The organism is Paenibacillus sp. S-12, assembly GCF_030363895.1.
Classification (GTDB): Bacteria; Bacillota; Bacilli; order Paenibacillales; family Paenibacillaceae; genus Paenibacillus_B; species Paenibacillus_B alvei.
The window spans coordinates 183,301-209,293 of the sequence record NZ_JASIUF010000005.1; the positions used below are offsets into that span (position 1 = coordinate 183,301).

Below are 25,993 nucleotides of genomic sequence, written 5' to 3' on the forward strand. Positions count from 1 at the left end.
CGCTTCACCGCTGTCTTAGAACCTCTCTTCCTCGCATACAGTGCAAGGAGGGAGCGTGATCTTATGGACGAGAAGGTTAAAAGATATTATAAGCTGAAGCAGCAGCAGAAAGAAATCGAGGACGAACTGGCGGAACTGCGCAGCAGTATTATTCAGTTTTGCGAAGAGCGAGGCGAAGCTGAGCTTATTGCGGGTCAGTATCAGGTGAAGCTTATCCAACAGCAGCATCGGCATTATGATGATACCAAGCTGTATGCGGCCTTGCCTGATCCGGAGGTTTGGCGCTTATTGTCCAAGCCGGATACAACGAAGATTAAGAGCTTGGTTCAGCTTGGTGTGGTTTCGGAGGAGCGCATTAAAGATACGTACACGCTCCAGCCTAAGGTACTGTTACAGGTGGACAGAAAGTAAATTGTCCCGATGAAAGTTATAATAAGAGTACTGGCAGAGCATGGACTTCTTTCTTATGCTGTCGGTGCTCTTTTTCAGTTCTGGTTTAGACACTTCTTTCAGAAAATTTTACCTTTCTATTTTCAAACACTGATTTTCTGGTTATTTAATCCTTATCCATGAACAGTAGGGCGTTGTTTGCAGTGTGTTGCAATCGAGGCGGCTCTATCGGAAAATGGGAAATAGAGGGTGAATATGATCGCGATTACGCTGGGGAAAATGGAGCTTCGGCAGATGTAGCTGCTAGTGAGTGATCGATAACAATACGCCGCATATGAGAGGTGATCGAAGTTGTGTCTTCTCCACTGTCCCCATGAAGTATATATGATGGAGAAAATCGAATTGCTTAAGCAACGGCTTATTTCCATTGTAAATGAAAGAAATGATTTTACGGACGATGAGGTGATTAGGGTTAGTCAAGAATTAGATGTTTATTTACTAGCATATCAGAAGAAGCAGTTGTGCACTTTATCTTCTGGCGATAGAGGTCAAGGAAAACATGCTGGAGTCGATTCCTGAAAACACCCATTGTACCAACGAGCAAGGTATCGACTCACTGTGTGCATCAATCACGGACAAGCTAACCATACAAATACCATTCATCAATCCATAGATAATCCCCATAATGCTCACGAATAAAATGTACTGACTCGTTAATGAACTCCCAAGCTTGCTGATAACATGGATATTCATTCAACTCCAAATGAGGAGTAATCGCTCCTCCAACCGGTATCACGCTTAAATAGGATATGATCCGCTCTTCTAGCAACTTTCCTAATCGGGTCGTAGATAAAAAGGTCGACAACCACTTGTCATGCGGATAGCTTTTGCCGTCCAGAATATAGGACAATTGACAGAGCTCCTTAACAATCTGGGAGCAGTGCAGGTTAGTGGCGATTGCATCGCCGCGCTTCAGAGGATGCCGCATCCAATCGAGCGTAAGCTGCAAGCTGATGTATAGACGCTTGATAACCTCAATCGGATGAGCTAAGAAGTGCTCCGATTGCTGAGCAATAGTATGCTTGAAGCGTGATTCAGGGTCATGAATCGGGATTGCCAGTTGGAACTCCCAGACTTGGGGATAATTATTTTCTTCGAAATAGCCATTTAACATGCCAAATGTCTCAAAGTGATAATGACCCTCCCAGTCTCCGATTGGCAGGAATACCCCGTCTTCCCTTGTGCTCAACTGTGCTGATCGATATCCGTTTATAATCGCCTTACGAACGTTATCATCACAGAAGAATACAAAATCAATATCCGAATACTGATCGCAATTGCCGCGAGAGACACTGCCCTTTACAACGAGTGATAGCTGATTCCAATACTGGGAGAGGATCGGATGCTTAGACAGTTCGCCTGCACGTCTGTACGCTTGCTGCAACAGTTCCTTGCTTTTGTCATTCATAAATGTGCCTCCTCTCTATTTTTATAATAGGCTGATAAATATTCCATTGATTGTAGCGTGAAAGAGAGAACTGGACAAGGACATTGTTAACGGGCAACTGAAATCTTTTTTAATGCGTGTTAGCCACAATAAGTCGGTGCTGCGGTATTGGTTTCCAATTACAACCTTTGACTTCATGAAAATAAGTGATAAATTAATATACCGTCTACTATGTGCGTAATTATGAACATGAACATCTATGGAAAAGAGGAAATGGATAGTGGAACTAGGTATAAGCACGTTTGTCGAGACAACGCCTGATGTCAACACAGGTATCACGATGAGTCATGCACAGCGGCTGCGCGAAGTGGTAGAGGAAATTGTACTCGCGGATCAGGTAGGGCTGGATGTGTATGGGATAGGTGAGCATCATCGTCCTGATTTCGCAGCATCTTCCCCCGCAGTTGTATTAGCAGCGGCTGCTGCAATGACGACCAAAATTCGGCTGACCAGCGCAGTAACGATCCTGTCATCTGCCGATCCTGTACGTGTCTTTCAAGATTTCGCAACACTAGATGGCCTCTCTAACGGGCGTGCGGAAATTATGGTCGGTCGAGGTTCCTTTCTGGAATCGTTCCCTTTGTTCGGCTGTAATTTGAACGATTATGAGGAGCTGTTCGATGAGAAGCTGGATCTGCTGCTGCACATTCAGAAGTCGGAGAAGGTGAACTGGAGCGGGAAGCACCGTGCCGCCATTCATGATCTGGGCATATTTCCGCGTCCTGTGCAGGATCCATTGCCGGTGTGGATTGGAAGTGCAGGAAGTCCAGAATCCGCGATCAGAGCAGGGAAAATGGGACTTCCATTCGTTCTGGCTATCATTGGGGGAGTGAAGCCGCTTGATTATGCATCTCAGGCTGAACTGTACAAGAACGCGGCAGCTCAAGCGGGCCATGATGTAAGCCGCCTGACAATTGCATCGCATTCTCATGGGTTTGTTGCGAAGGATCAGAAGCAAGCGATCGAAACATTCTTCCCGTCTACGTTTGCGAGAACGAATGTGAGAGCGAAGGAAAAAGGAGCACCTCCGTACACGAGAGCGGATTATGACGCGGCCTGCAGCCCTGAAGGTGCCCTCTATGTTGGCGATCCGGAAACGGTAGCGCAAAAAATTATCGATCTCCGCAAGCACGTAGGTGTTACACGATTCATGCTGCATATGCCGCACGGCACCATGCCTCACGAAGAGGTTATGGAGGCGATACGGCTGTTCGGCACAGAAGTGGCGCCCCGGGTAAGAGAAGAAGTAGCTCACTGGGAAAAAAATAATTGTCATAATAGCTAAACGAAATGCGAACAGGACAGTCCGAAAAGTCAATGTTGAATCGTGGACCCCTGTATCGTATGAACATGCATAAAAGACGCTTCCATTTCCACGATTAAAGTGGTGTTGGAGGCGTCTTTCACTATATACGGGAATGACTGGACTGACTTACTGCGGAAACGCAGGCTTTCCTGAATATATCGATTCCTAAATGCCTGTTTACTTGAAATACCTCAATGCCTCTCAATCGTGTTCTTGACTATTGGCTTGCAACTGCACGATCAAAAAGGCTGCATGCCAAGTGTGTTGAGCTTCTCGCCTGTAACATCCACGCCCATTTTGCTCGTGATGTCCAAGTAGTGGCCGATTCGGCGCTTGATGGCGCCATTTGATTCATCCAGATTGGCTTCGAGTCCATTGAGTACCATGATGCTGACGCCGAATCCGGCAGGTGCTAACCCATTCGCTTTGTCTTCCGCGGTCGGTTTCCATCTTCCGATCATGACATCATGCGCGGAAGGCTTCGGCGCTTGAGGCGTCATCCAGAATAAGATGGCGGTTGCAAAACCAAGCTTGCCGTCAGCCGCAATCCACTCTGGATTTCGAAGCAGCACATTTTTATCTCCATATATAATGGCACTCATTAACCCGTAATTGAAATTCCAGCTCAGCATGATCGGGCCCCGTCCGTAATAGCGCTTGCCTGGAACACCCGGATATTCCGTGCTGCTGGCAGGGTCTACGAAATTCGATTTATTCTGTCCCGTTCTGCCTGCAATGTTCTCATTCCAATAGAGACCCCAGCGCAGCATGCCTCCCGGTGCCGTATCCCAGCCTCCGCCCGTCTCATGAGACAGATTGGCAAGCAGCGCCGCAAGATCACGCTTGCGATCCTTTTCCAACCCTTCATTCAGGAAGGCGCCGTAATCAACGATTTGCGTGATGATGCGCTTGGTCTTGTTCTCTGGTGTATTGAAATCATCGGAGCGTACAAGGAGCGTTTCGGTTTTTCCCTTTTTCTCTAAACGATAAATTTCTTGAGCAGAATAGTTGCCTTCCCGATAAGAGACTTTATATTTTACATTGGCGACATGGCTGACGGCATTGATGAGATTTTGATAGGAGTAGTAGTCGGTCTGATTGGGATTATAGTCTTTCTTATCTTTGTTGAAGGCATGCCATTCCTTCGAACCAAGGCGCATTGGGAATAACGCTTCGTATTCCTTCTCGGGGAGTGTAGAACGAACAGCGTCAACTGCCTTGTCTGAAGTATAGTCGGGATCGATTCCATCCCATTGCAATTCAATTTGCTGTCTGGTCAGAATGCGGCTGTCGCCAACGGACAAGCTGGTGTCCTGCAAGTACACAATATCTGCTTTTCCTGAAATGGAAGTAACGTCAGCAGCCGAGGCAGAGGTCGTTGTGAAAACAAGTGGGGTGAGAAACAGCGTTGAGCTGAGTGTCAGCAGTAGCGTGCACCGAATCCATTTCTTTGAAAGCGCATACGAAACGTTGGACATCAATACATCCCCTTTATTTTCGAATAAGTGCAAATCGTATTGATGTATATTTATATCGCTTTCATTTTGGATATGACAAAATTGCTGTGGCGAGCTTGGGAAGACCAACACGCTCCCTGTGTAACCAACGCATAAAAGTGCGGCCGACAATTGTCCGCATCAGGTTGTCAAGATCAGTTCGCATGACGCGCTTGCCATGCATTTGCCATAATATCATTCCTTACATCATAATTTAAATAAATTGAAGATTGAATAATGTATAAAATAGGGGGTCATTATGAATAGGCTTCAATAAACAAACATATTATCTACTTTTGAATAGTATGTGCGGGAACTACTTCACCCAATAAAAGAAAAGCTCGGTCTGTCAGCGGTTCGGTATCCATAGCGATATTTGTGCTGTATACACAGCTCTTGACTTCCTTTACTACTCGGTTCTCAAATTGTAGCCTTTTTTCTTTCCAACGATATTATGTAGCAAAATGATCAGGGTGGGAGAAAGACTTATAGTAGTAATTCCGAGTAAACTGATGTATAATTACTGAAATTTAATTTTTCGTTGATTCGACAGTACATAGAACGATCAGGAAGGGTTGGACATCATGATCTTTTTATCGAATATTCATGTAACGTTTGACACGGGAACTCAATCCGTAGCTGCTGTTCAGGATGTCAGCCTGCACGTGGATGCTGGTGATGTCTACGGCATCGTTGGATACAGTGGGGCAGGGAAAAGCACTTTGGTTCGTGTCATTAACCTGTTGCAGCGGCCTGCTAGTGGGAGTGTAGAGGTGAACGGTCAGGACTTGCTGGCGTTAAGCCCCAAGGAGCTGCGAACAGCCAGGAAGAAGATCGGGATGATCTTCCAGCACTTTAACCTGATGAACTCCAGAACGATCTATGATAATGTGGATTATCCCTTGAAAAGCTCTAAGCTTTCTAAGCACGAACGTTCACAGAAGGTCAAGGATTTGCTTGAATTAGTTGGCTTATCGGATAAAGTGGACGCATATCCCTCACAATTGTCAGGCGGGCAGAAGCAGCGGGTAGCGATTGCTAGGGCGCTGGCAAATGATCCGGAAATCCTATTATGCGATGAAGCGACGAGTGCTTTAGACCCTAAAACCACACTATCCATATTGGAATTATTGAAAAAATTGAACCAAACCTTAGGGTTAACGATCGTGCTCATTACGCATGAAATGCAGGTGGTCAAAGAAATTTGCAACAAGGTTGCCGTGATGGAAGACGGACAAATTATCGAACAGGGCGATATTGTCGCTATCTTCAGCCGTCCGAAAAATGCGTTAACTCGTGATTTTATCCATACGGCAACTCATATGGAACAAACACTAGAGAAGCTTATCCAGCATCCGTCATTAATGCAGCGGAAGGACAATGATATTTTGTGCAAGATATCCTACATTGGCGACAGTACGAGCGAGCCGATCATTTCGGCACTAACCGCTCGCTACAGGGTAACGACTAACATCTTATATGCGAATGTAGAAATTCTACAGCAGACGCCTATCGGCAATCTAATTGTGGTCATGTCAGGCTCCGCAAGCAATTTAGAAGAGGCGCTCCGATATTTGCAATCGATTCAAGTCACCGTTGAATTGCTCGATGACCATCTTCTGCAAACAGGGAAAGTAGGTGAAACGGTGTGAGTGAGTTTTTAATGAACAACTTTCCGAACATCTGGAATTTAAGAGAAGAGATTCTGATCAGCATCTATGAAACGATTTACATGGTGGTCGTGACCTCACTATTTTCGGTATTATTCGGACTTTTGCTGGGCGTGACCCTGATTTTGGTCGATAAGGGCGGGATTTTGGAGAACAGGCACGTTTACAGTATCTTGGACAAAATCATTAATCTATTTCGCTCCATTCCGTTCATTATTCTTATCGCCGTTGTCTTTCCGCTTACTCGCCTCATTGCGGGGACATCGATCGGCATGCATGCAGCGATTGTGCCGTTAGTCATTGGGATCGTTCCTTTTTATGCGAGACAAATCCAAAATGCGCTGGTAGAGGTAGACCCGGGAATTGTGGAAGCAGCTCAGTCAATGGGATCAGGCCCAATTGAGATTGTGTTCCGTGTCTATTTGAAGGAAGGATTGAACGCTATTGTCCGTGCTTCCTCTGTGACGGTCATAAACCTGATTGGGCTGACGACGATGGCGGGTGCGATTGGCTCGGGCGGCTTGGGCAGTCTGGCAATTAGCAAAGGGTATAACCGGTTTCAAAATGATATCACCATTGTAGCCACCATTTTGATCTTAATTCTGGTATTTGTATGCCAATTCATCGGTGACTATTTCACGAAAAAGACGATGCATTAGAAGCAGATTAGCGAACTTGATTTATGCAGTATGCCCTCTCAGGCGCGTACTGGATTAAATACATACTACAGGCAAAGGACTGAAGAACAATGGCAAAAGTAGAAAGCTTTCAACTGGATCACACGATTGTAAAGGCTCCTTATGTAAGAGCGGCAGGACTTGAACATGATGAAAAAGGCAGCACCGTGCAAAAATACGATCTGCGCTTTTTGCAGCCCAATAAAGATGCAATTCCAACGGCAGCGCTTCACACGCTTGAGCATCTGCTTGCTACATATATGAGAGACGAGATTCAAGGAATCATTGATATTTCTCCGATGGGGTGCAGAACAGGTTATTATCTGATCCTGTGGAATGAGCATAGTCTGGAAGAGATTGCTTCCGCCTTGGAAAGCACGCTGAAGCGTGTATTAGAGACAACAGAGATTCCCGCTGTATCCGCACTGGAATGCGGCAACTACAAGGATCATTCGCTCTTCGCTGCACAAGAATATGCGAAGATTGTACTGGAAGCGGGAATCAGCAGAGATCCTTTTGAAAGAGTACTATAATCGCGATGATTACGCTCAATCTATCGCATCAGACAGCGATTGTAACTGGCGGGAAATCAGGCATAGGGCACGGTATTGTACAAATTTTGCTGCAAAGCGGAGCTACGGTCATATCTGCTGATCTAGCGTACGAAGCTGATTATCGAGAGGTTGACGGTCAACTCATCGAGACGAAATTGGACTTGTCCAAATCCGAGGATATTGATCGCTGGTCCAGATTGGTTATAGAGAATGCAGGGGTTCCCGATATCGTCGTGAACTGTGCGGGTACATCCACAATGGATTATGTGATTGACAGCAAGCTGGAGGACTGGGAGAAGGTTTTCTCCATTAACGCTACGGGGGTGTACCTGGTTTCCAAAATATTTGCCAAAGCAATGGTTGATACCGAGAAGCCGGGCAGAATCATTCAAATTGCTTCCCAAGCAGGAAAGAACGGTTACCGGGCTATGGGCGGGTATTGCGCATCCAAGCATGCTGTTCTTGGCTTGACGAAGGTGATGGCGATCGAGCTGGCGCGGCATAACATTCTTGTGAATGCAGTATGTCCGGGAATTGTGGAAACACCGATGAAGCATCGGGAGCGGATTGAAGGCGGAGTCATCCGTGGTATGACCGCAGAGGAAATCTATGCGGAGGATTGTTCGCAGGTTCCGCTCGGAAGAACCGCTGAAGTTCGGGATGTAGCCAATGTCGTGTTGTTCCTAGCAAGTCCGTTGTCTTCGTATATGACTGGTCAGGCGATTAATGTAACAGGCGGGATGACGATGCATTAAGCAAGAAAAGCTCTTATCTTTATTTTACATATAGGGGGGAGTAAATCGTATGAACAAAAAGAGATTATGGGGCGGATTAGCGGTTGGATTGGCTTTGACACTGGTGTTAGCAGGCTGCGGAGGCAAATCATCAGGCGATGCTGATAAAATCGTGATCGGTTCCCAGGGATCGGACGCTCAGATTTGGAAGCATATCGCGCAATCTCAGGCGGCGAAGGACGCCAAGCTCAATATCGAAGTCAAGGAGATCAATGGCGGAGTAGAGCTGAATAACGCGACCAAAGAAGGAGAAGTGGACGTCAACGCATTTCAATCTTGGGCGTACTTGGTTAGCTACAATAAAGACAGTAAAGCTGATCTTGCAGCAGTAGCGACAACGTATTTGGAGCCAATGGGGATCTATTCTGAGAAGGTCAAGGATATTAAGAAAGTACCGGACGGAGCTGTCGTTGCCTTGGCGGATAACCCAGCCAACACGGCTAGAGGACTTTGCTTGTTGCAGGCAGCGGGACTCATCAAGTTGAAGGATGGGTTCGACCTGGGAACGGGTTCAGAAAGTGATGTTGTTGATAATCCCAAGCATCTGAAATTCAAGCTAATTGACGATACGACAGGCCCACGGGTCATTCAAGATGTGGATTTGGTATTGATCGGGAATACAGTTGCGATGGAAGGCGGATTGAATGTATTAAAGGATTCGTTGTTCCATGAAGAGATTTCTGTGGATACCAAGCATAATATCAATGTGCTCGTGACCACCTCCGACAAGCAGAACGATCCTAGCATTTTGAAGTTAGGTGAACTGTATCACAACAAAGATACGCAAAAATATATAGAGAAAGAGTTCGGAGGCACAAAAGTGCCTGTAGAAAAACCGATCTCCTATCTGAAAGAATAGTGAGGCTGGCTTCATGCGAATTGCAATTATAACAGCAATGGAAGAAGAGATGGCTCCTTTTCGAAGCCAGTCCCAAATTACAGCAAGGACACAGGTAGGCAAGGTTATTTTGGAAGAGGCGATTTACCAAGGCCAATCCCTGATTCTAGTGGAAAGCGGAATTGGCAAGGTCAATGCAGCTATGGCGGCGACGCTTGTTATTGAACGGTATAAACCGGATGTCATCATTAATTCCGGATCGTCAGGTGCATTTGCAGCAGGGTTGGACATTGGTGATGTCATTGTCGCTACCCAATATGTATATGGTGATGTCGATGCCACCTGCTTTGGCTATGAACCCGGTCAGGTTCCGCAAATGCCGGCCAAGTACGATTTGGATGCAGCGTGGTTGAATGTGGCGCGGCGAGCTGCGGCAGCAGTAGATCTCCCATACTCGCTTGATTTTGGTTTGGTACTGACTTTGGATTCATTTATGGGCGAGTCCGAACGGGTGAAGGGGGTTAAATCTACCTTTCCTCTCGTCAAGGTATCCGATATGGAAGGATTGGCAATTGTTCAGTCAGCAGCGCAATACGGAATTCCGGTATTATCCGTTAAGGCCGTATCGGACATTGCCGGACATGGCGATGTTACGGCGAACAGCTTCGATGATAATCTGGATGTCGCTGCTGACCATGCCGCGCATTTTACGAAGTTACTGGTTGAGCAGATGCAGTCGAGATTGGCGAGTTGAACAAAATAGAGGAGATAGGTCAGATTCGAAAATCGTACCCTGCGAATAAATAGGCCAGTTCAAGAAATAGACCGTTACCTTTGCCGGGGGCGGTCTATTTGCGTTTATACTCAAAAAAAGTGACTTATTCCGTTACGGACGACTTTATGAGCGGGTACTACTTAAAACCAACTAGAGTATTCTTTTTGAAAGGTTCGAGCCCGCCTATCATAAGAAGAAAGTCGTTGGACAGGATTCTACTTGAAAGCAAAGCTCCGTTTACTAAAGATATCAAATACACCTACCTACAATTTAGACTTTAAATTAAAAGTTAATAAATCAAATATATTCCATTCACTGGGATATATAAGACTTTTTTACTGCACGAAGTCTTTGTTGCTGAATATTTCGACCTACACATCGCCTCGAAAAAAAGATTGATATTCGACCTATTATCCTATAGATTAGTAATGTTTGGGGAAATTTCAGTGAAAAAGTCGGAAATAAATACGATGATAATTTCCTATAAAACCCAATCGATTCATGTAAAACTATTTTTTTGTAAATCAATGTAAAAAAGGAGTGTTGGAATGTCATTGAAAATTGAATGAATCAACATAGTAGTCTTCATTTTATTTATCATGATTAGGGGAAAGGATTGTAAAATTTGAAAAAAGTAATCCGTAAGTTGATGTTCTACATATGCGTATTAGCACTTATGATGCAACCAGATCTAGTACATGCATTTACCGTTGAACAGGATCGTACGCTGCAGGGATATTTTCAAATACCTGCCAACACCTATTGCAGTAAAGCAAGCTTTATAGATTTATCCCTAGAATTTACGAATACGCAGGATACTGAAGCAGTCGTAACTCTACTTTTATTTAAGAAAGATGGTAGCTTGTATACGGAAAAAGGAACGAGCATAGATGGGCTGGAATCTACGATTGAGCCAGGAATCCCTTTTTCTATTCAAAGAGGTTCCACTGAAACCTACCACATTTCTTACGGCGGACATCTGAATAATTGTTCAGATCGTGTATATTCAGGAAAGCTTGTGGTTACATCGGGTACAATTTCGGCTAATGGATGGGTGGACACAATCAACGGTCTTCATCCAATTCATTTCGGTGGGAGCCAGGCAGGCGGCCAGTTGAGCGGCAATCTCATCACGCCTTCTGATGTTATACCTCCTGCTAGCGTAAATAATCTGCTAATAGGTTCGACGTCGCCAACAGCAGTTAGCCTGAAATGGACAGCGCCTGGCGATGATGAGATGAAAGGAAAAGCAGCCTTTTATGATATTCGTTACAGCACATCGCCGATCACGGAGGCGAACTGGAATGATGCGACTCAGGCAACCGGTGAGCCGGTCCCTAGCTTGGCTGGTGAGCTGGAGAAGTTTACTGTGCAAGGTCTGGATCCTAATATGATCTATTATTTTGCCCTAAAAACTTATGATAAGGCGAATAACGGTTCCGCTCTTTCTAATGTGGTTAAAGGCGTAACGATTGATAAGGGTCCTGTCCTTGAGCGCTATACAAACTCGATTATTCCCGTCATGACAAGTTCAAATCTGCCTTCAGGTAAAGCCGCAGCAACAAGTGTGAAAGATTACTATGCGGCATGGAAAGCGTTTGAACCAGGGACTCAAGCGGGGAAAAGTTGGTTGTCAGCCTTTGCGCCGACATTGGCAGAGCCGCAACGGGTATGGTACGAATTTAATACGCAAAAGCAAGTTGCGAAATTTGCAATTTATCCGACGGAAGCGTTGAATTCAAGTCCGAAGGACTTCGAGCTTCAAGGCTGGGACGGTACGCAATGGATAACGATTCAAAGGTTTACAAACGTGACAGGTTGGGTACATGGTTCCAAAAAAGAATTTACGCTGCAAGGCACGCTCGGCAGCTACTCTAAATACGGAATTAGTATTACGTCAACAAACGGCAATACAGCCTATACAGGCATCGGATTTATCGAAATGTTTGAACTCAAGAAAGCGATTGAGGCTGTGGCTGATTTGACACCTCAAGCACCTACAGAATCTTCGATGAAATTGAAGTGGACAACACCGAAAGACGACGGAACAGTCAAGACGCAGAAGTTCTATGACATTCGATATAGCACCATCCCGATTACCGAATCGAACTGGATGAAAGCTGCTCAAGTGATTGGAGAACCATTCCTTGGTGCTCCTGGAACAGAAGAATCTATGGTTGTTAAAGGGCTGCATGCGAACAGATTGTATTACTTCGCAATGAAGACCTATGATGAGGCAGGCAACATCTCGGAACTCTCCAACGTTGTATATGGAAAGACATTGCCGCTGCCTACAGATCCGGGTGTTAAGCGCTATACGACCAACGTCATTCCGCTTATGACAGGACCGGATAAGCCGTCTGGCAGAGCAGACGCAACTAGTGTCAAGGCTTATCATGCGGCATGGAAGGCCTTCGGAATATTTGGCGAACCGGGTAATAGCTGGCTTTCCAATTTTGCACCAACGGAACTGGAACCACAACGGATTTGGTATGATTTCGGAATGCCTAGACAAATTACGAAACTAGCCATTTATCCAACTGAAATTTTAGATGCCAACCCGAAAGACTTCGATCTGGAAGGCTGGGACGGTGTCCAGTGGGTAACCATTCAAAGCTATACGAATGTTGTCGGCTGGGTATTCGGTTCCAAGAAAGAATTCATTGTGACCAATGCACCGCAAAGTTATACCAAATATGCAATTCGTATTACGGCAACCAATGGAAACAATGATTTCACAGGTATCGGATTTATCGAAATGTACGAATACAAGAAGGCGATTGATGCGATCAATAATGTAACGCCTCATTCTCCAACAGAGACGACAATTGATTTAACATGGACGGCGCCTGGCGATGACGGAACAATCAAAACATCGAAGTACTATGACATTCGTTATAGCAAAGATCCGATTACAGAGGACAACTGGTCCGTTACGAACACAGTTTATGGCGAACCGTTTCCTCGCGCGGCTGGCTTAGACGAATCTTATACTTTGACAGGTCTTGAACCAGATACGATGTACTATGTAGCAATGAGGACGCATGATGAGTCGGGCAATATTTCATCGCTATCCAATATCGCAACGGCTACAACATTGCCGAAGGGGTCCTCAGCGGATGGAAAGAAATATTCTGCAACGATCATCCCGACGCAAACAGGCAGTACGACACCAAGCGGCAGAGCTGGAGCAACAAGTGTTAAAGATTTCTATGCAGCATGGAAGGCTTTTGAGCCGAACGTGCAAATAGGAAACAGTTGGGTGTCTGGTTTCCTTCCAACGCAAGCGGAACCGCAACGCGTGTGGTATGAATTCGGGGAACCAAAGCAAGTCGCTAAGTTTGCGATTTATCCAACTGAAGTGCTCGATATGAATCCGAAGGACTTTGAGCTGCTAGGCTGGGATGGGTTCAAATGGATAACGATTCAAAGTTACACTGACCAGAAAGGCTGGGTACTTGGTTCGAAGAAGGAGTTCACGATTGCCAATCCGGGAAGCTATACCAAATATGCCCTAAGCATCACAACGAACAATGGGAATCCTTCGGCAACGGGCGTAGGGTACATTGAGATGTATGAGCTTATTAGCCCGTTAGGTAAGGTTACGAACTTGTCACCGATTTCTTCAACCGATTCATCGATAAAATTGAGTTGGACATCGCCAGTGGATGACAGACAAGTGAAGACACCAAAACAGTATAATCTTCGTTACAGTACATCTCCGATCGATGAGTTGAACTGGGCAACTGTGACACAATCTGTTTACCTGGCGCTTGCGAACGCTCCAGGACAGAGCGAGTTGTTCGATGTTACGGGATTGAATGAAAATACAACGTATTTCTTTGCGCTTAAGACAGTGGATGATTCAGGGAATACTTCAGCACTATCCAATGTGATCAGCTTTGCCACAACTAGCTCAAGTCAACAAGCGAAGATCGGCATCACGGATCTTTCGTTGACTAGCGGAGACATTGCTGGAGGTACCGTCGTTACGATTCGTGGGACTAACTTCATTAAAGGTCTGAAAGTGTACTTTGGTGGGGAAGAAGCTATGGTCAACAGCGTATCCAGTTCCCAAGTAAATGTTGTGGTGCCTAAAGCAATGAAGGGTGGAACTGTGGACGTAAAAATCGTGAATCCGGACGGCCAGCAAGTCGTAAAACCAATGGCGTATACGTATTCCGTATTATCGACTGCCCCGACAATTACAACAATATCCCGTACTAGCGATACCATTGCTGGCGGAAGTCTATTAAATATCGATGGTTCAAACTTTATGCCAGGGGCGAAGGCGTACTTTGGCAATATAGAAGGGGAAGCAACTTTCGTTTCTGACACAAGAGTTAGAGCAAGAGTACCGAAAGCAGCAGTAGCGGGTCCTGTAGATATCCGAATCGTGAATCCGGATGGTCAAGAAGGCATTGTAGTAGCCGGTTTTACCTATAACTTACTGCAGCAAGCGGCTGCTCCGACAATTACAACAATATCCCGTACTAGCGATACCATTGCTGGCGGAAGTCTATTAAATATCGATGGTTCAAACTTTATGCCAGGGGCGAAGGCGTACTTTGGCAATACAGAAGGGGAAGCAACTTTCGTTTCTGACACAAGAGTTAGAGCAAAAGTACCGAAAGCAGCAGTAGCGGGTCCTGTAGATATCCGGATCGTGAATCCGGATGGTCAAGAAGGTATTTTGCTAGACGGATTTACGTACAAAACTAAATAAGTTCTAAAGAAGCTTCACGAGGAAATGGATCGGCGCCTTGCGTTCGGATCCATTTCCTTCCTATTTTACTCACGCTGCAAGGAGGCTCTTATTACGTGAATGCTATCAAAGCGGCATTCGGCCGAAAGAATGTTCGAGATTCGTATTTTCTTAAATGGGCGAAGAAAGCTGTAAAGCCGCTCTTTAGCGGTATAATTGCAATTATTGTGGTCATTTCTGGAATCCCGCTATACCCTGGAGACCAAATGGGACAGGCTCATGCCGCGACGATTAACGCATCGATTAACCCATCGAAGTTTAACTTGGTCTATAGCGGGAAAACGGAAATATCATGGAAATATCAGGATTCAGCTCACACCACAACATTGGAAATATGCAAGGTGAAGCCAATTAAGCTGCCTCCCCCTCCCAAGGGAGCAGAACCGCCAACTGCATATTCTCGTACAACGTTGGAGACTATTCGAACGGTTCCAGATACCGGACAGAAAAGTTATAAGGAGAGCTGGAATGGATACGTGAACAATAAGCCGCTTCCAGCCACGAAGGAACCTTATACGATTTGCGTCGTTCCGAGCGGAGCGGAGAAATATTTTTCTTTCGCGAATGTGACGATTGATAACCCTGCTCCTCCTAAACCTGCTCACCTGCAAGTTTTGCCTAACTTGAACTCGACATCCCACATCATTCGAGGGGTTGCTGAGCGCGGGACAAAGGTGCGTTTGTCGATTCAGTACACAAAACGAGAGAAAAATGGCAACAAGTATGATCAGGTACGCGGTGATACAGTAACCTACGAAGTCAATGTGCCGTTCGACGACAATGGGAAGAACGACGGCTCGCACTTGACATGGTCGAAGGATTTTGATTACAGCACATACTTCACGGACTTTCCGGAAAGAGATGATAACAAGCCGGCTAAATACGTGCGGGAGTGGCAGCTTCCGATTGAGCTGAAAGAATATGAACTAGCAGACATTACAGCTACTACCGAAAGATTGCCAAGTAATCCGTTCTATAATACGAACAACCCTGCTTCGAATCAATCTGCCTTGACGGACAGTTCCGGCATTTTTGATGTGCGAGGTTATTCGGATTTACGTGTCGAGCGTTTTGTGGCACCCGCCTGGGACGTTAGCTGGGGTGCACTGGCAGGGTATTATTATAAAGCAACGAGCATCGCCATGATGGATAAGAAAATTGTAGAGATGGCGAATGACAATCTTATTCCTCTAGGGATCTGTAAGGAAAATGTTGTTTGCCCACAGAGAATGGAGAAAGGCTGGAACCTTATTCTTCAGGATCATCCGGTTAATCAACAACACGACTTGCAATTGTCAGGGAATATTTTAGAGCAATTTTTAGGTGATTTAACACCTGAAGCTATTGCGAAACGCGGTAATTTTCCTAACCCGTCCTGGTGGGATCCAATCAACTTGGCAACGGGCAACTTCGATTTCAGGCATACGAACATGTCGTTGCAAGCAGTCATGCCGCTCGATTTCGCGGTAACGTACCATAGCCGGGACGACGATAACGGATCTATCGGATACGGGTGGCACCATTCCTGGGAATGGCGTGTAGAACGTGAAGATCAGACGATCGTGAATGTTGTTACGCCAGAGGGGGCCAAATACACCTATAAGCCGACAAGCGACGGCCATTACCGTACGCCTGATGGGACTTACAATACGCTCATCAAGCAGGCCGATGGCACGTATCTCATGGAGACGCCTCGGAATTGGAAATATATTTTCCGTCAAGACGGACTGCTCTATTCGATCATAGACCATAACGGCAACCAGACCCAACTGACTTACCAAAATACCGTATTGCAGAAAGTAGAGACAGTTGGAGCTTCGATGACGTTCAATTACGGTCCGGGAGGAAAAATCGCAACCGTAACCGACCAAACGGGGCGTCAAGTCAAGTATGGGTACGATGAAGACACGCATGACCTAATCTCGATCGAGTTGCCTGACGGCGCTGTGATTCGCTTCAAATATGATGATAAGCACCGGATGACCGAGATGACGAACCCAGAGGGGAATGCCACACTCGTTAATACATACGACGATAATGGGCGGGTTATCCGACAAAAAGATTTTAACGGAAATACTGGAACAGTTCGATATCTCTTGAATGAACGGAAGACCATCACGACCGATCCGCTTGGTCAAGAGAAAACGTTCGAATACGATGATCGGTATCGTCAGACCGCTATTCATTATCCGGACGGTACGGTTGAACGATTTGCCTACGACAGAAACGACAACATGACCCTTCATGTAGACAGGAAAGGGAACAACTGGCAATACGAGTATGACGAAAAAGGAAATTTGACGAAGACAATCGATCCTTTACAACATACGACTGTCACCACCTACAACAGATTCAACATACCAGAGACGATTACAGATACGCTTGGCAACGTCACAACAATTTCCTACGACCAACATGGGAATATGATCGGCATGACAGATGCGCTCGGACAGCAGTCGGTCATTACTCGGGATGCGGACGGCGTGCCGAACGGTATTGTGAATGAGCAAGGGGAGAAGGTCGAGCTGCGAAATGATCCTGCGGGCTTCGCGGAATACGTGACCGATCCGGCAGGGTTTAAGCAGCGCTTGCTTCGCGATGGTCTCCACCGTGTGAAAGAACAGATCGATCCGTTAGGCCAAATCACCAAATTGGAATACGACCAACGGGATCGCATCAAAACGCGGATCGATGCACTTGGGAATCGCGAGCAATTTGGCTACGACAAGGACAGCAACTTGATTTCGTACACGGATGCATCCGGTTCCAAGACAACCATGACGTACGCCTTCAATAAAGTGCATACGGTAACCGATCATCTGGGTAATCAAACGACGTATGAATATGACCAGCTTGGCCGGGTAAAGAGGACAATTGCGCCAAACGGGGCCGTGACAACGTATAGCTATAACGATAAAACCCGGACCGAGACAATGACGGAGCATTATACAGACGAACATGGCGTGAAGCACGCTTACGTAACGGAGTATCGATTCGATGCGAATGGCAACTTGGAATGGCAGAAAAATCCGAACGGCGGCATTACCCAAATTCAGTATGATGAGCGCAACCTGCCAACGCAGGTAACAGACCCTGAAGGCGCGGTGACCGTCTATGCGCATGATGCGCTCGGACGCCTGACACAAGAAACCGATCCGCTTGGGGCAACGACGGCGTATACATACGACAAACTCAACCGGTTGACTACGGTTACCGATGCGCTTGGGCAAGAAACCAAGTTTGAGTATGATAAAGTCGGCCGCTTGAAACAGACGGTTAAGCCTGGCGGAGCGATCTGGAGAATGGGATATGATGCTCGTGGGCTTTTGACTGAAATCATCGATCCGATGGGCAGCGTGACGACAATTCAGTTGGATGAGCTTGGCCGCGCTGTTGCGTCTAAAGACGCCATGGGCGCAGAGACGAGATATAGCTACGACGCGCTCGGAAGGATCATTTCGATCACTGATCCGTTAGGTAATACAATGAAGCATGAATACGATGCAGTCGGACGGCTGCTCAAGAAAATAGATGCGAAAAATCACGAGACTTTATACAGCTACGACGCCTTGGGGCAACTCAAGAAAGTAATCAATGCGTTGGGCGAGGAAACGAGCTATAGCTACGATGCATTAGGAAATCTATCGAAAAAAATAACAGGCTCCGGGGCGAAAACGCAATGGACGTATGATCTGCTGGGACGTCTTACGCAAGAAACGAATCCGAACGGCGAAACAGAGCAGTACCGCTATAGCACAACGACTGCAGAGCTAGCAGAGAAGAAAGACGGGCTTGGGCGCATAACAACCTATTCGTTCAATAAACGAGGTGCGGTTACAGGAATAAGGCTGCCGGACGGCGAAATACTGAGTTACCGCTATGACGGTCGAGGGCAACTCGTGGGGGCCGACACTTTGCATGATAAGAAGTCGCTTTCCTACGATGCATTAGGCCGCGTCACAAGCATCCATAACGAAACGTGGAACAAAGCAGTTCAATTCGCCTATGATGCTGCCGGCAATCGGATAGCAGTAACCGATCCAGAAAAACGAACCATAACGTATACGTATGATATACTGAACCGACTCACGTCGATGACGGACCCGGATGATTTTACTACGAAGTTTGCGTATGACAAGTTAGGTGCGCTAACGAGCATCGAGCGTCCGAATGGCATCAACACTACGTATACCTACAATGCCAACCATTGGATGACGGGCCTTGAGAATCGCGGGGACTTTACACATAATTCTTTCAAATACGAATATGACAAGGTCGGCAATAAAAAATCTCAAGTTGAAGAAGACGGAGCTCGAACGACCTACGCCTACGATCCGTTGGATCGTGTGTCGAAAGTAGAATATCCTCAAGCGAAGAACAAGGAAATTCTGGACATCTACGATCTGCCATTCAAGAAAGCGTACCGCAACTGGTCGCCCTACTCGTATCGCAACGCGATGGTTACCCCGTCTCAAACGGTTGAGTACACCTACGACAAAGACGGCAACCGCCTGACGATGAGAGAAGACGGGAAGACGACAGCCTATAAGTACGACCTTGCAGGTCGCATGATCCAAGCGGGTAAAGAACAATTCAAGTACGATGCTAACGGCAACTTGATCGAGCAAATCGGAGGCGGGCAAGGCCATGTCAAGTACAGCTATACAGGCTACGATAAGCTGAAAAGCGTGCAGTATGACGACCGATCCAAAGTCGAATACGAATATGACGCTTTCTTGGATAAGATCGCCCGTACCGAATCCTTAATCGACCCACGCCAGCAGGCAGGGCAAGAAGAAGCTCTGACCAAGCAGCGCATGTACTACCTGAACGATGGATTGAACGTGATGAAGGAATACGGGGAGAATCTGGAGCCTATCGCACAGTATTATGAAGCGAATGGTCAGATCATATCCAGAAGAGCGTTCCAATATACGGGCCGGGACAACATTGACGTGCCGTTGAACAAGCGGAGCCGACCGCAGGTGCGCGGCATGCTGCGCGGCGATATGACGTACTACTTGAACGATCAACTGGGCTCGGTGACCCATATCACGGATCGCACGGGCGAGACACTGGAGCAATATCGCTACGATGCTTTCGGAAGCCTGATGACCCCGATTACGCCCGAGTACAACACGATCGGCTATACTGGCCAGATTCTCGATCCGAAGACAGGGTTGATGGACTATAACGCACGTTGGTACAACCCGAACATAGGGAGGTTTACTACAGAGGATACGTATATGGGGCAGATTGATGATCCGCTAAGTTTAAATCTTTATACGTATGTACAGAATAATCCGTTGAAGTGGATTGACCCAAGTGGTCATGTGAAAGGATCTGTAGTTGATTATTTAGAAGGTATAGGGAGGGGCTCTTCCTTTGATACAAGAGCCGAATTAGCTCTTCAATATGGACTTGTGGATAGGCTTTCGCAGTATACGGGTACAGCTACACAAAACGCTAAATTGTTGAGTGTATTAAAATCTAATTTTGGAGACAAGTACGATGATCAATGGGATGACTTGTATGATAGAAATATAACTCAAAGAGGTAGAGGAACTGAAGCTAAAAAGAGAGAAAAGAAGCAGATTGATCAGGCATTTGGTAAACGAGGATCTAAGGAGAGAGAACGAAGATCAAAAGATTTACATGATGCTAAAGAAGGTGGAAGAAACGATAGTAACAAAAGTTGGGGCGAGTTAAAAAAAGGAGATTATGCAACAGTATACGGGCCACCGAAACCAACAGTATACGGGCCACCGAAACCAACAGTATACGGGCCACCGAAACCACAGAACTATTTTCAATCAACAGATACTGCCGAAAAAGTAGCAAAGGGAGTTAGTACAGGGGTTGCAATTTACTGGATTATCTCGGAAGGTACTAGACTATTTCCGCCAAGAAATCTTATTCCAATTCCGTGAAAAAGAGGGTAATCCACTCCACTTCAACAAAATTTGAAATTTAGAAGGTGATACAATCTATGAAAGATTTTGATGAATTATTTGAGAAAGCTGAAATTAACTATGAAGAAGGTAATTATCAGTCTGCTCTTATTCTTTTTAAGGAAGCACTTACTGTTAGTTATTCTGGTGATTGTTTAAATTATATCGCGTGCTGTTATTTGAATTTAGGTGAATTAGTTAAGGCCAAAAGTATATTACAGGACTTAAATACGAAGAATCCACTTTGGGAAAGACCGTTTATTAATCTTGGGAGGGTGAATTTAAAACTAGGGAATACTGAGGAAGCATTAAAGTCTTTTGAAACTGCTGTTAAAGTTGAACCTGATAGTGAGGATGCATACTTTTATCTTGGAGTGTATTATTTTCAGGAAAGAAATTATATACAAGCCATAAAATGTTATGAAAAATCCTTGTCTATTGATAGTGAGCAAGCTGAAGCTCACTTAAATTTAGGATTGTGTCATCTTAAATTACATGTGTTCGATAAAGCTCTATATGAATTTAAACAGGCCTACTTATTAGACACTGAGTGCATAAATGCAATTTATAATCAGGGAATAACATATTATTTAATGGGTAATTACAAGGAAGCGTTAGATAATTATCTCAAGGCATACGATGATATGACTGATGATATAGATGTTCAGTATGATATCGCTCATTGCTATTATAAACTAAATGACTTCGAAAACTCTATTAATTGGGGACAGAAAGTGTTGAATATCGATCCTGCGCATTCTTACGCGAATAAGTTAGTTTCAAATGTTAAATTGTTAATTATCAATAAAGGAGATTAAGTAGAGAATAAACAATTCAAACCACATGTGAGTGGAAAACTGAAGTGAGCCCAAAAGTTAGACGATATAGTTAAGCGACTTCTACGGCATGAGTCCGGTATTGTACGGGGCTCATGCCTTTTAGTTTCTCCTTGATCCGTCTGTGATTATAGTATCTCATGTATTCATCCAGCTCTTGTTTGAACTGCTTAATACGTTCAAACTCCTGTGTGTAGATGAACTCAGACTTTATTTTGCCAAAGAGGTTTTCCATGACTGCATTGTCGTAACAGTTTCCTTTGCGTGAAATACTTTTCGTTATTCTAAGTTCCTTCAATAGTCTTCTGAAAATGATGCATTTGGTAATGCCAGCCCCGATCGGAGTGAACAAGCAAAGTATCTTCGTCATCCAATCGTTCAAATGCCTTGACCAGCATATTGGAAACAAGAGAGTAGACGGGGTGGGATTCAATTGTATACGACGGATTGTAATATGAAGTGCGACAGTTACCATTAATTAAAAAAATGGCTTATGAAAATGAACTGGGATACGCAACACAATGTATTTGTCCTTGTTGTGGCTTTCAATCAGGTTTTCATGACGATGCTATGGATGAACCAATGACTATTGAAGAATATAGGAATTTATGGATTAGCGAGGGTGCGAAATGGTTTAGCAATAGTAGAAAGAAACCACAAAATTGGAGTTTAAAGGAACAGCTAGTGTAGCTGCCATTGATTTGATATTTTTTGATAAAATTCCCTTGATTTTTGAAGGTCTAAGCGTCGTTTTCATTCAGCGTTCCTCCTTGAAAAGTGTCTTTAAGGATTGGACGCCGATTCCCCAGCTTTGTCAAGTGTTTTTTCTTTTTGTGAAGTGTTATTATGTCTACCTAATCAATGAAAAATCCCAATTACCATAAATCTTGTGGCAATCGGGATTCTAAAGTAGTTAACTTAATGACATTGCCTGTCAAGTAGACAGTATAAAAAATAAAATAGCTCTGGCACCGACCCGACACTTTGGTTGGTGCCATTTTTTATGCTGCTGAACTAAGAAGGTATTACCTGTATCGCCAATGGCGTCATACAGTTTAGTCTTTTTTGGTTTCGATGATTATTGTAGTACTCAATGTATTCCATAATTGCTGCTTCGAGTTCTTCGTACGTATTGAATTTCTTGAGGTGATACATTTGAATTTCATCTCTCCAGAATGATTCCATTGGGCCATTGTCTATGCACCTGGATAACCTAGGTTATAGGAATAAGGCTGCCGGACGGCGAAATACTGAGTTACCGCTATGACGGTCGAGGGCAACTCGTGGGGGCTGACACTTTGCATGATAAGAAGTCGCTTTCCTACGACGCATTAGGCCGCGTCACAAGCATCCATAACGAAACGTGGAACAAAGCAGTTCAATTTTCCTATGATGCCGCCGGCAATCGGACAGCAGTAACCGATCCAGAAAAACGAACCATAACGTATACGTACGATGTACTGAACCGCCTCACGTCGATGACGGACCCGGATGATTTTACTACGAAGTTTGCGTATGACAAGCTAGGTGCACTAACGAGCATCGAGCGTCCGAATGGCATCAACACTACGTATACCTACAATGACAACCATTGGATGACGGGGCTTGAAAATCGCGGGGACTTTACACATAATTCTTTCAAATACGAATATGACAAGGTCGGCAACAAAAAATCTCAAGTTGAAGAAGACGGAGCTCGAGCGACCTACGCCTACGATCCGCTGGACCGAGTGTCGAAAGTTGAATATCCGCAAGCGAAGAACGCGGAAATTTTGAAAATCTACGATCTGCCGTTCAAGAAAGCGTATCGCAACTGGTCGCCCTACTCGTATCGCAACGCCATGGTGACCCCGTCGAAAACGGTTGAGTACACCTACGACAAAGACGGCAACCGCCTGACGATGAGAGAAGACGGGAAGACGACAGCCTATAAGTACGACCCTGCAGGTCGCATGATCCAAGCGGGTAAAGAACAATTCAAGTACGATGCTAACGGCAACCTGATCGAGCAAATCGGAGGCAAGCAAGGTCATGTCACGTACAGCTATACAGGCTACGATAAGCTGAAAAGCGTGCAGTATGACGACCGATCCAAAGTCGAATACGAATATGATGCTTTCTTGGATAAAATTTGCCCGTACCGAATCCTTAATCGACCCACGCCAGCAGGCAGGGCAAGAAGAAGCTCTGACCAAGCAGCGCATGTACTACCTGAACGATGGACTGAACGTGATGAAGGAATACGGGGAGAATCTGGAGCCTATCGCACAGTATTATGAAGCGAATGGTCAGATCATATCCAGAAGAGCGTTCCAATATACAGGCCGGGACAACATTGACGTGCCGTTGAACAAGCGGAGCCGACCGCAGGTGCGCGGCATGCTGCGCGGCGATATGACGTACTACTTGAACGATCAACTGGGCTCGGTGACCCATATCACGGATTGCACGGGCGAAACACTGGAGCAATATCGATACGATGCTTTCGGAAGCCTGATGACTCCGATTACGCTCGAGTACAACACGATCGGCTATACTGGCCAGATTCTCGATCCGAAGACAGGATTGATGGACTACAACGCCCGTTGGTACAACCCGAACATAGGACGGTTTACTACAGAGGATACGTATGAGGGGGATGTAAATGATCCCCTGAGTTTGAATTTATATACGTATGTTAAGAATAATCCGTTAGCCTACATTGATCCGAGTGGACATGACCCGAGAGAACTTCAACTCAAGCTTGAAATGGCTCGTGATGGAGAATTAAATATCAGGCAGTTAAAAATGATTTATCAACATACTATCAAAGAATTTTTCAGGACAAGAACAATAATTATTTTAATTACTTATATGGATTGGCTACTATGACAAGCCCATATAAGAACTCTATGGGGAAATCTCAATGGGCAATTAATCGCTTGGTGGAAGTAAACAAGTCGGATATAGTTAGTGGATTTGAACTAGCTGATTTGTTGGAATCATTTGTAGAGATTGAGGGAGCAGTAGGCCTGGCAAAAGGGGCGAAAGCAGCAAGAGCGAGAACTCCATTTTCGACTGAATGTAATTGTTTTACTGCAGGAACGAAAGTATTAACAGACGATGGGGAGAAACCTATCGAGGAAATCGAGATAGGGGACATAGTCTTAGCTAAAGATGATAAAACGGGTGAAATAGCTTACAAAGAAGTGGAATGGCTCTTCCAACGTGATGTTGAGGAAACTTATAACATTACTGTTGGTAGTGAAGTTATAACAACTACTGACGAGCATCCGTTCTGGATTGTCGGCAAAGGCTGGGTAGAATCTAAAAACCTTGTGCTGGGCGATATCCTAACGACCTCAGATGATAAAAAATTAGCTATTGAAAAGATTGAGGTTAAGAAGGAGCATAAAACCGTCTACAACTTTAAGGTAAAGGACTTCCATACGTACTTTGTTTCCAATCTTAGTATTTGGACGCATAATAGTTGTAATATAGATGGGTCTCAATTATCTGGGTTAAAAAGTCTAATCCAAATGATGGTCTCCCAGGTGGAAAAGTATCTTTAGATACGGTTTATGACGGTGCGAAATACTTTGTCGGTCCCAATTATACTACTTTGAATAAAAAAGGATATAAATGGTTTTACAGTGCAGATGGGAAAAAACGAGTAAGAGTTATGAATAAACAAGGGAAGGGTAATACCTGAAGCGAATTTTGAGACCTTTAATGAACCTTGGAAATGGGAGAAGGAAGGAAATAGACTAACCAATTATCACGTTGAAGTAGAGTAACAGACGATACCAGATTCTAAGGAGTGTAAAACTTGATTAAGCCGATACTGAAAGATCTTATCATTACTGGAAACCCTAATATTTACGGTAAATTACAATTTACAGAAACAGAAGATATTGGGGATGATTTTTATTTATCTGGTACAGCTTGTATCGGAACAGAAGATTCTAATGGTGAGGATTTTTTTGATTTTACAATCATAACTCCGAAAGCGTTAGAAAGAGAATTAAGAAACGAAACTAAAATAATTTTGGGTATGAGGCATTTCATTTTAAATAAGTTAGATTTTGAATTGATTACTGAAACAATTAATCAAATCCTATCGAAGCACCAAGGTGAAACTTGGAAAGAGGTTGTTGAATCTCTCAGTCCTTATTTTCTTTGGGAGTATACTAATTCTACACATCTGAATGAAGACGGATTCTTAGAAATGATTAATAAACATTCAAACAAAGAAAGCTGATGCAATTAATCAAGATCTATAAATAAATTTTTTCTTAATGATCAGTTTTTCTGAATTTACCCCAAACGAGTTATCAACGCTCGCTTGGGGTTTCTTCTTTCCCTTTTAGTATTACTGAAAGAGGGAGGACAAATGATTCCCACCCCACTCAGTGTCGAATGAATCCATTATTCAATCGATAATATACTTAATCT

Annotated in this window: 20 protein-coding genes and 1 pseudogene; 16 read left to right on the forward strand and 5 right to left on the reverse strand. The window is 44.8% G+C overall.

The annotated features are described in order from the left end of the window. Window positions 1-63 precede the first annotated feature (63 nt). Both NO352_RS03670 and NO352_RS25005 read left to right on the forward strand, forming a co-directional pair. Complete coding sequence (locus tag NO352_RS03670) at window positions 64-411, forward strand: hypothetical protein (RefSeq protein WP_268622828.1); 348 nt, start codon at window positions 64-66, stop codon at window positions 409-411. A gap of 366 nt (window positions 412-777) precedes the next feature. Next, window positions 778-969 carry an aspartyl-phosphate phosphatase Spo0E family protein gene (locus tag NO352_RS25005; protein WP_051135133.1) on the forward strand — a complete coding sequence of 64 codons (192 nt, stop codon included), beginning with the start codon at window positions 778-780 and terminating at the stop codon, window positions 967-969. A 61-nt stretch (window positions 970-1,030) separates the two neighbouring features. Here NO352_RS25005 and NO352_RS03675 read toward each other — a convergent pair whose 3' ends face one another. After that, window positions 1,031-1,858 carry a nucleotidyltransferase domain-containing protein gene (locus NO352_RS03675; RefSeq protein ID WP_005547748.1) on the reverse strand — a complete coding sequence of 276 codons (828 nt, stop codon included), beginning with the start codon at window positions 1,856-1,858 and terminating at the stop codon, window positions 1,031-1,033. A gap of 259 nt (window positions 1,859-2,117) precedes the next feature. Here NO352_RS03675 and NO352_RS03680 point away from each other — a divergent pair, with 259 nt between their 5' ends. Next, the gene (locus tag NO352_RS03680) at window positions 2,118-3,182 is read left to right on the forward strand and encodes an LLM class flavin-dependent oxidoreductase (protein WP_005547750.1); all 1,065 of its coding nucleotides are present in this window, start codon (window positions 2,118-2,120) and stop codon (window positions 3,180-3,182) included. Window positions 3,183-3,442: 260 nt separating this feature from the next. Here the strand turns inward: NO352_RS03680 and NO352_RS03685 are convergent, their stop codons facing one another. After that, window positions 3,443-4,681 carry a chitinase gene (locus NO352_RS03685; protein ID WP_289354923.1) on the reverse strand — a complete coding sequence of 413 codons (1,239 nt, stop codon included), beginning with the start codon at window positions 4,679-4,681 and terminating at the stop codon, window positions 3,443-3,445. Window positions 4,682-5,283: 602 nt separating this feature from the next. On the opposite strand from NO352_RS03685, the gene NO352_RS03690 reads away from it, so the two are divergent. From NO352_RS03690 to NO352_RS03730, 9 genes are all read left to right on the forward strand, one after another. Then, window positions 5,284-6,351, forward strand: coding sequence for a methionine ABC transporter ATP-binding protein (locus NO352_RS03690; protein ID WP_289354924.1), 1,068 nt, complete (start codon window positions 5,284-5,286; stop codon window positions 6,349-6,351). After that, window positions 6,348-7,028 (forward strand): methionine ABC transporter permease, encoded by a 681-nt coding sequence (locus NO352_RS03695; protein ID WP_289354925.1) that lies wholly within the window; start codon window positions 6,348-6,350, stop codon window positions 7,026-7,028. The genes NO352_RS03690 and NO352_RS03695 overlap by 4 nt, the downstream gene beginning before the upstream one ends. Before the next feature lie 89 nt (window positions 7,029-7,117). Next, window positions 7,118-7,579, forward strand: a complete 462-nt coding sequence (locus tag NO352_RS03700) for an S-ribosylhomocysteine lyase (RefSeq protein WP_289354926.1) — start codon at window positions 7,118-7,120, stop codon at window positions 7,577-7,579. A gap of 5 nt (window positions 7,580-7,584) precedes the next feature. Further along, entirely contained in the window at window positions 7,585-8,355 is a 771-nt protein-coding gene (locus NO352_RS03705) for an SDR family NAD(P)-dependent oxidoreductase (protein ID WP_289354927.1), read from the forward strand. Between the two features lie 49 nt (window positions 8,356-8,404). Beyond that, window positions 8,405-9,253, forward strand: coding sequence for a MetQ/NlpA family ABC transporter substrate-binding protein (locus tag NO352_RS03710; protein WP_289354928.1), 849 nt, complete (start codon window positions 8,405-8,407; stop codon window positions 9,251-9,253). Between the two features lie 13 nt (window positions 9,254-9,266). Continuing rightward, window positions 9,267-9,986: a 5'-methylthioadenosine/adenosylhomocysteine nucleosidase gene (locus tag NO352_RS03715; RefSeq protein WP_289354929.1), complete on the forward strand. Its 720-nt coding sequence runs from the start codon at window positions 9,267-9,269 to the stop codon at window positions 9,984-9,986. Between the two features lie 646 nt (window positions 9,987-10,632). After that, on the forward strand, window positions 10,633-14,733 hold the full coding sequence (locus tag NO352_RS03720; protein ID WP_289354930.1) for an IPT/TIG domain-containing protein: 4,101 nt from the start codon (window positions 10,633-10,635) through the stop codon (window positions 14,731-14,733). 95 nt (window positions 14,734-14,828) lie between these two features. Beyond that, complete coding sequence (locus tag NO352_RS03725; RefSeq protein WP_289354931.1) at window positions 14,829-20,702, forward strand: RHS repeat-associated core domain-containing protein; 5,874 nt, start codon at window positions 14,829-14,831, stop codon at window positions 20,700-20,702. Window positions 20,703-20,761: 59 nt separating this feature from the next. Then, window positions 20,762-21,541, forward strand: a complete 780-nt coding sequence (locus NO352_RS03730) for a tetratricopeptide repeat protein (RefSeq protein WP_289354932.1) — start codon at window positions 20,762-20,764, stop codon at window positions 21,539-21,541. A 70-nt stretch (window positions 21,542-21,611) separates the two neighbouring features. Here NO352_RS03730 and NO352_RS03735 read toward each other — a convergent pair. The 3 genes and pseudogenes from NO352_RS03735 to NO352_RS25010 form a co-directional block, all read right to left on the reverse strand. After that, a pseudogene (locus NO352_RS03735) lies at window positions 21,612-22,002 on the reverse strand (IS3 family transposase); the annotation flags it as partial. Window positions 22,003-22,193: 191 nt separating this feature from the next. Continuing rightward, window positions 22,194-22,316 carry a hypothetical protein gene (locus NO352_RS03740; protein ID WP_280531019.1) on the reverse strand — a complete coding sequence of 41 codons (123 nt, stop codon included), beginning with the start codon at window positions 22,314-22,316 and terminating at the stop codon, window positions 22,194-22,196. Window positions 22,317-22,573: 257 nt separating this feature from the next. After that, the gene (locus tag NO352_RS25010) at window positions 22,574-22,759 is read right to left on the reverse strand and encodes an IS3 family transposase (RefSeq protein ID WP_353961225.1); all 186 of its coding nucleotides are present in this window, start codon (window positions 22,757-22,759) and stop codon (window positions 22,574-22,576) included. Window positions 22,760-22,809: 50 nt separating this feature from the next. Between NO352_RS25010 and NO352_RS03745 the strand changes: the two genes are divergently transcribed. The 4 genes from NO352_RS03745 (at window position 22,810) to NO352_RS03760 (ending at window position 25,799) form a co-directional block, all read left to right on the forward strand. Continuing rightward, window positions 22,810-23,838: a hypothetical protein gene (locus NO352_RS03745; protein ID WP_483311814.1), complete on the forward strand. Its 1,029-nt coding sequence runs from the start codon at window positions 22,810-22,812 to the stop codon at window positions 23,836-23,838. Beyond that, the gene (locus tag NO352_RS03750) at window positions 23,792-24,430 is read left to right on the forward strand and encodes an RHS repeat-associated core domain-containing protein (protein WP_289355171.1); all 639 of its coding nucleotides are present in this window, start codon (window positions 23,792-23,794) and stop codon (window positions 24,428-24,430) included. Before NO352_RS03745 ends, NO352_RS03750 begins: the two co-directional genes overlap by 47 nt. Continuing rightward, the gene (locus tag NO352_RS03755) at window positions 24,427-25,110 is read left to right on the forward strand and encodes a polymorphic toxin-type HINT domain-containing protein (RefSeq protein ID WP_289354933.1); all 684 of its coding nucleotides are present in this window, start codon (window positions 24,427-24,429) and stop codon (window positions 25,108-25,110) included. Before NO352_RS03750 ends, NO352_RS03755 begins: the two co-directional genes overlap by 4 nt. A 257-nt stretch (window positions 25,111-25,367) precedes the next feature. Next, the gene (locus tag NO352_RS03760; protein WP_289354934.1) at window positions 25,368-25,799 is read left to right on the forward strand and encodes an Imm8 family immunity protein; all 432 of its coding nucleotides are present in this window, start codon (window positions 25,368-25,370) and stop codon (window positions 25,797-25,799) included. The last annotated feature ends 194 nt before the right edge of the window (window positions 25,800-25,993 follow it).

Coding starts and splice junctions, on each gene's coding strand:
- NO352_RS03710 (WP_289354928.1), top strand. CDS start 8,405: ATGAACAAAAAGAGATTATGGGGCGGATTAGCGGTTGGATTGGCTTTG.
- NO352_RS03715 (WP_289354929.1), top strand. CDS start 9,267: ATGCGAATTGCAATTATAACAGCAATGGAAGAAGAGATGGCTCCTTTT.
- NO352_RS03685 (WP_289354923.1), bottom strand. CDS start 4,681: ATGTCCAACGTTTCGTATGCGCTTTCAAAGAAATGGATTCGGTGCACG.
- NO352_RS03705 (WP_289354927.1), top strand. CDS start 7,585: ATGATTACGCTCAATCTATCGCATCAGACAGCGATTGTAACTGGCGGG.
- NO352_RS03700 (WP_289354926.1), top strand. CDS start 7,118: ATGGCAAAAGTAGAAAGCTTTCAACTGGATCACACGATTGTAAAGGCT.
- NO352_RS03740 (WP_280531019.1), bottom strand. CDS start 22,316: ATGAAAACGACGCTTAGACCTTCAAAAATCAAGGGAATTTTATCAAAA.
- NO352_RS03675 (WP_005547748.1), bottom strand. CDS start 1,858: ATGAATGACAAAAGCAAGGAACTGTTGCAGCAAGCGTACAGACGTGCA.
- NO352_RS03755 (WP_289354933.1), top strand. CDS start 24,427: ATGACAAGCCCATATAAGAACTCTATGGGGAAATCTCAATGGGCAATT.
- NO352_RS03730 (WP_289354932.1), top strand. CDS start 20,762: ATGAAAGATTTTGATGAATTATTTGAGAAAGCTGAAATTAACTATGAA.
- NO352_RS25005 (WP_051135133.1), top strand. CDS start 778: ATGGAGAAAATCGAATTGCTTAAGCAACGGCTTATTTCCATTGTAAAT.
- NO352_RS03690 (WP_289354924.1), top strand. CDS start 5,284: ATGATCTTTTTATCGAATATTCATGTAACGTTTGACACGGGAACTCAA.
- NO352_RS03750 (WP_289355171.1), top strand. CDS start 23,792: ATGAAGGAATACGGGGAGAATCTGGAGCCTATCGCACAGTATTATGAA.
- NO352_RS03670 (WP_268622828.1), top strand. CDS start 64: ATGGACGAGAAGGTTAAAAGATATTATAAGCTGAAGCAGCAGCAGAAA.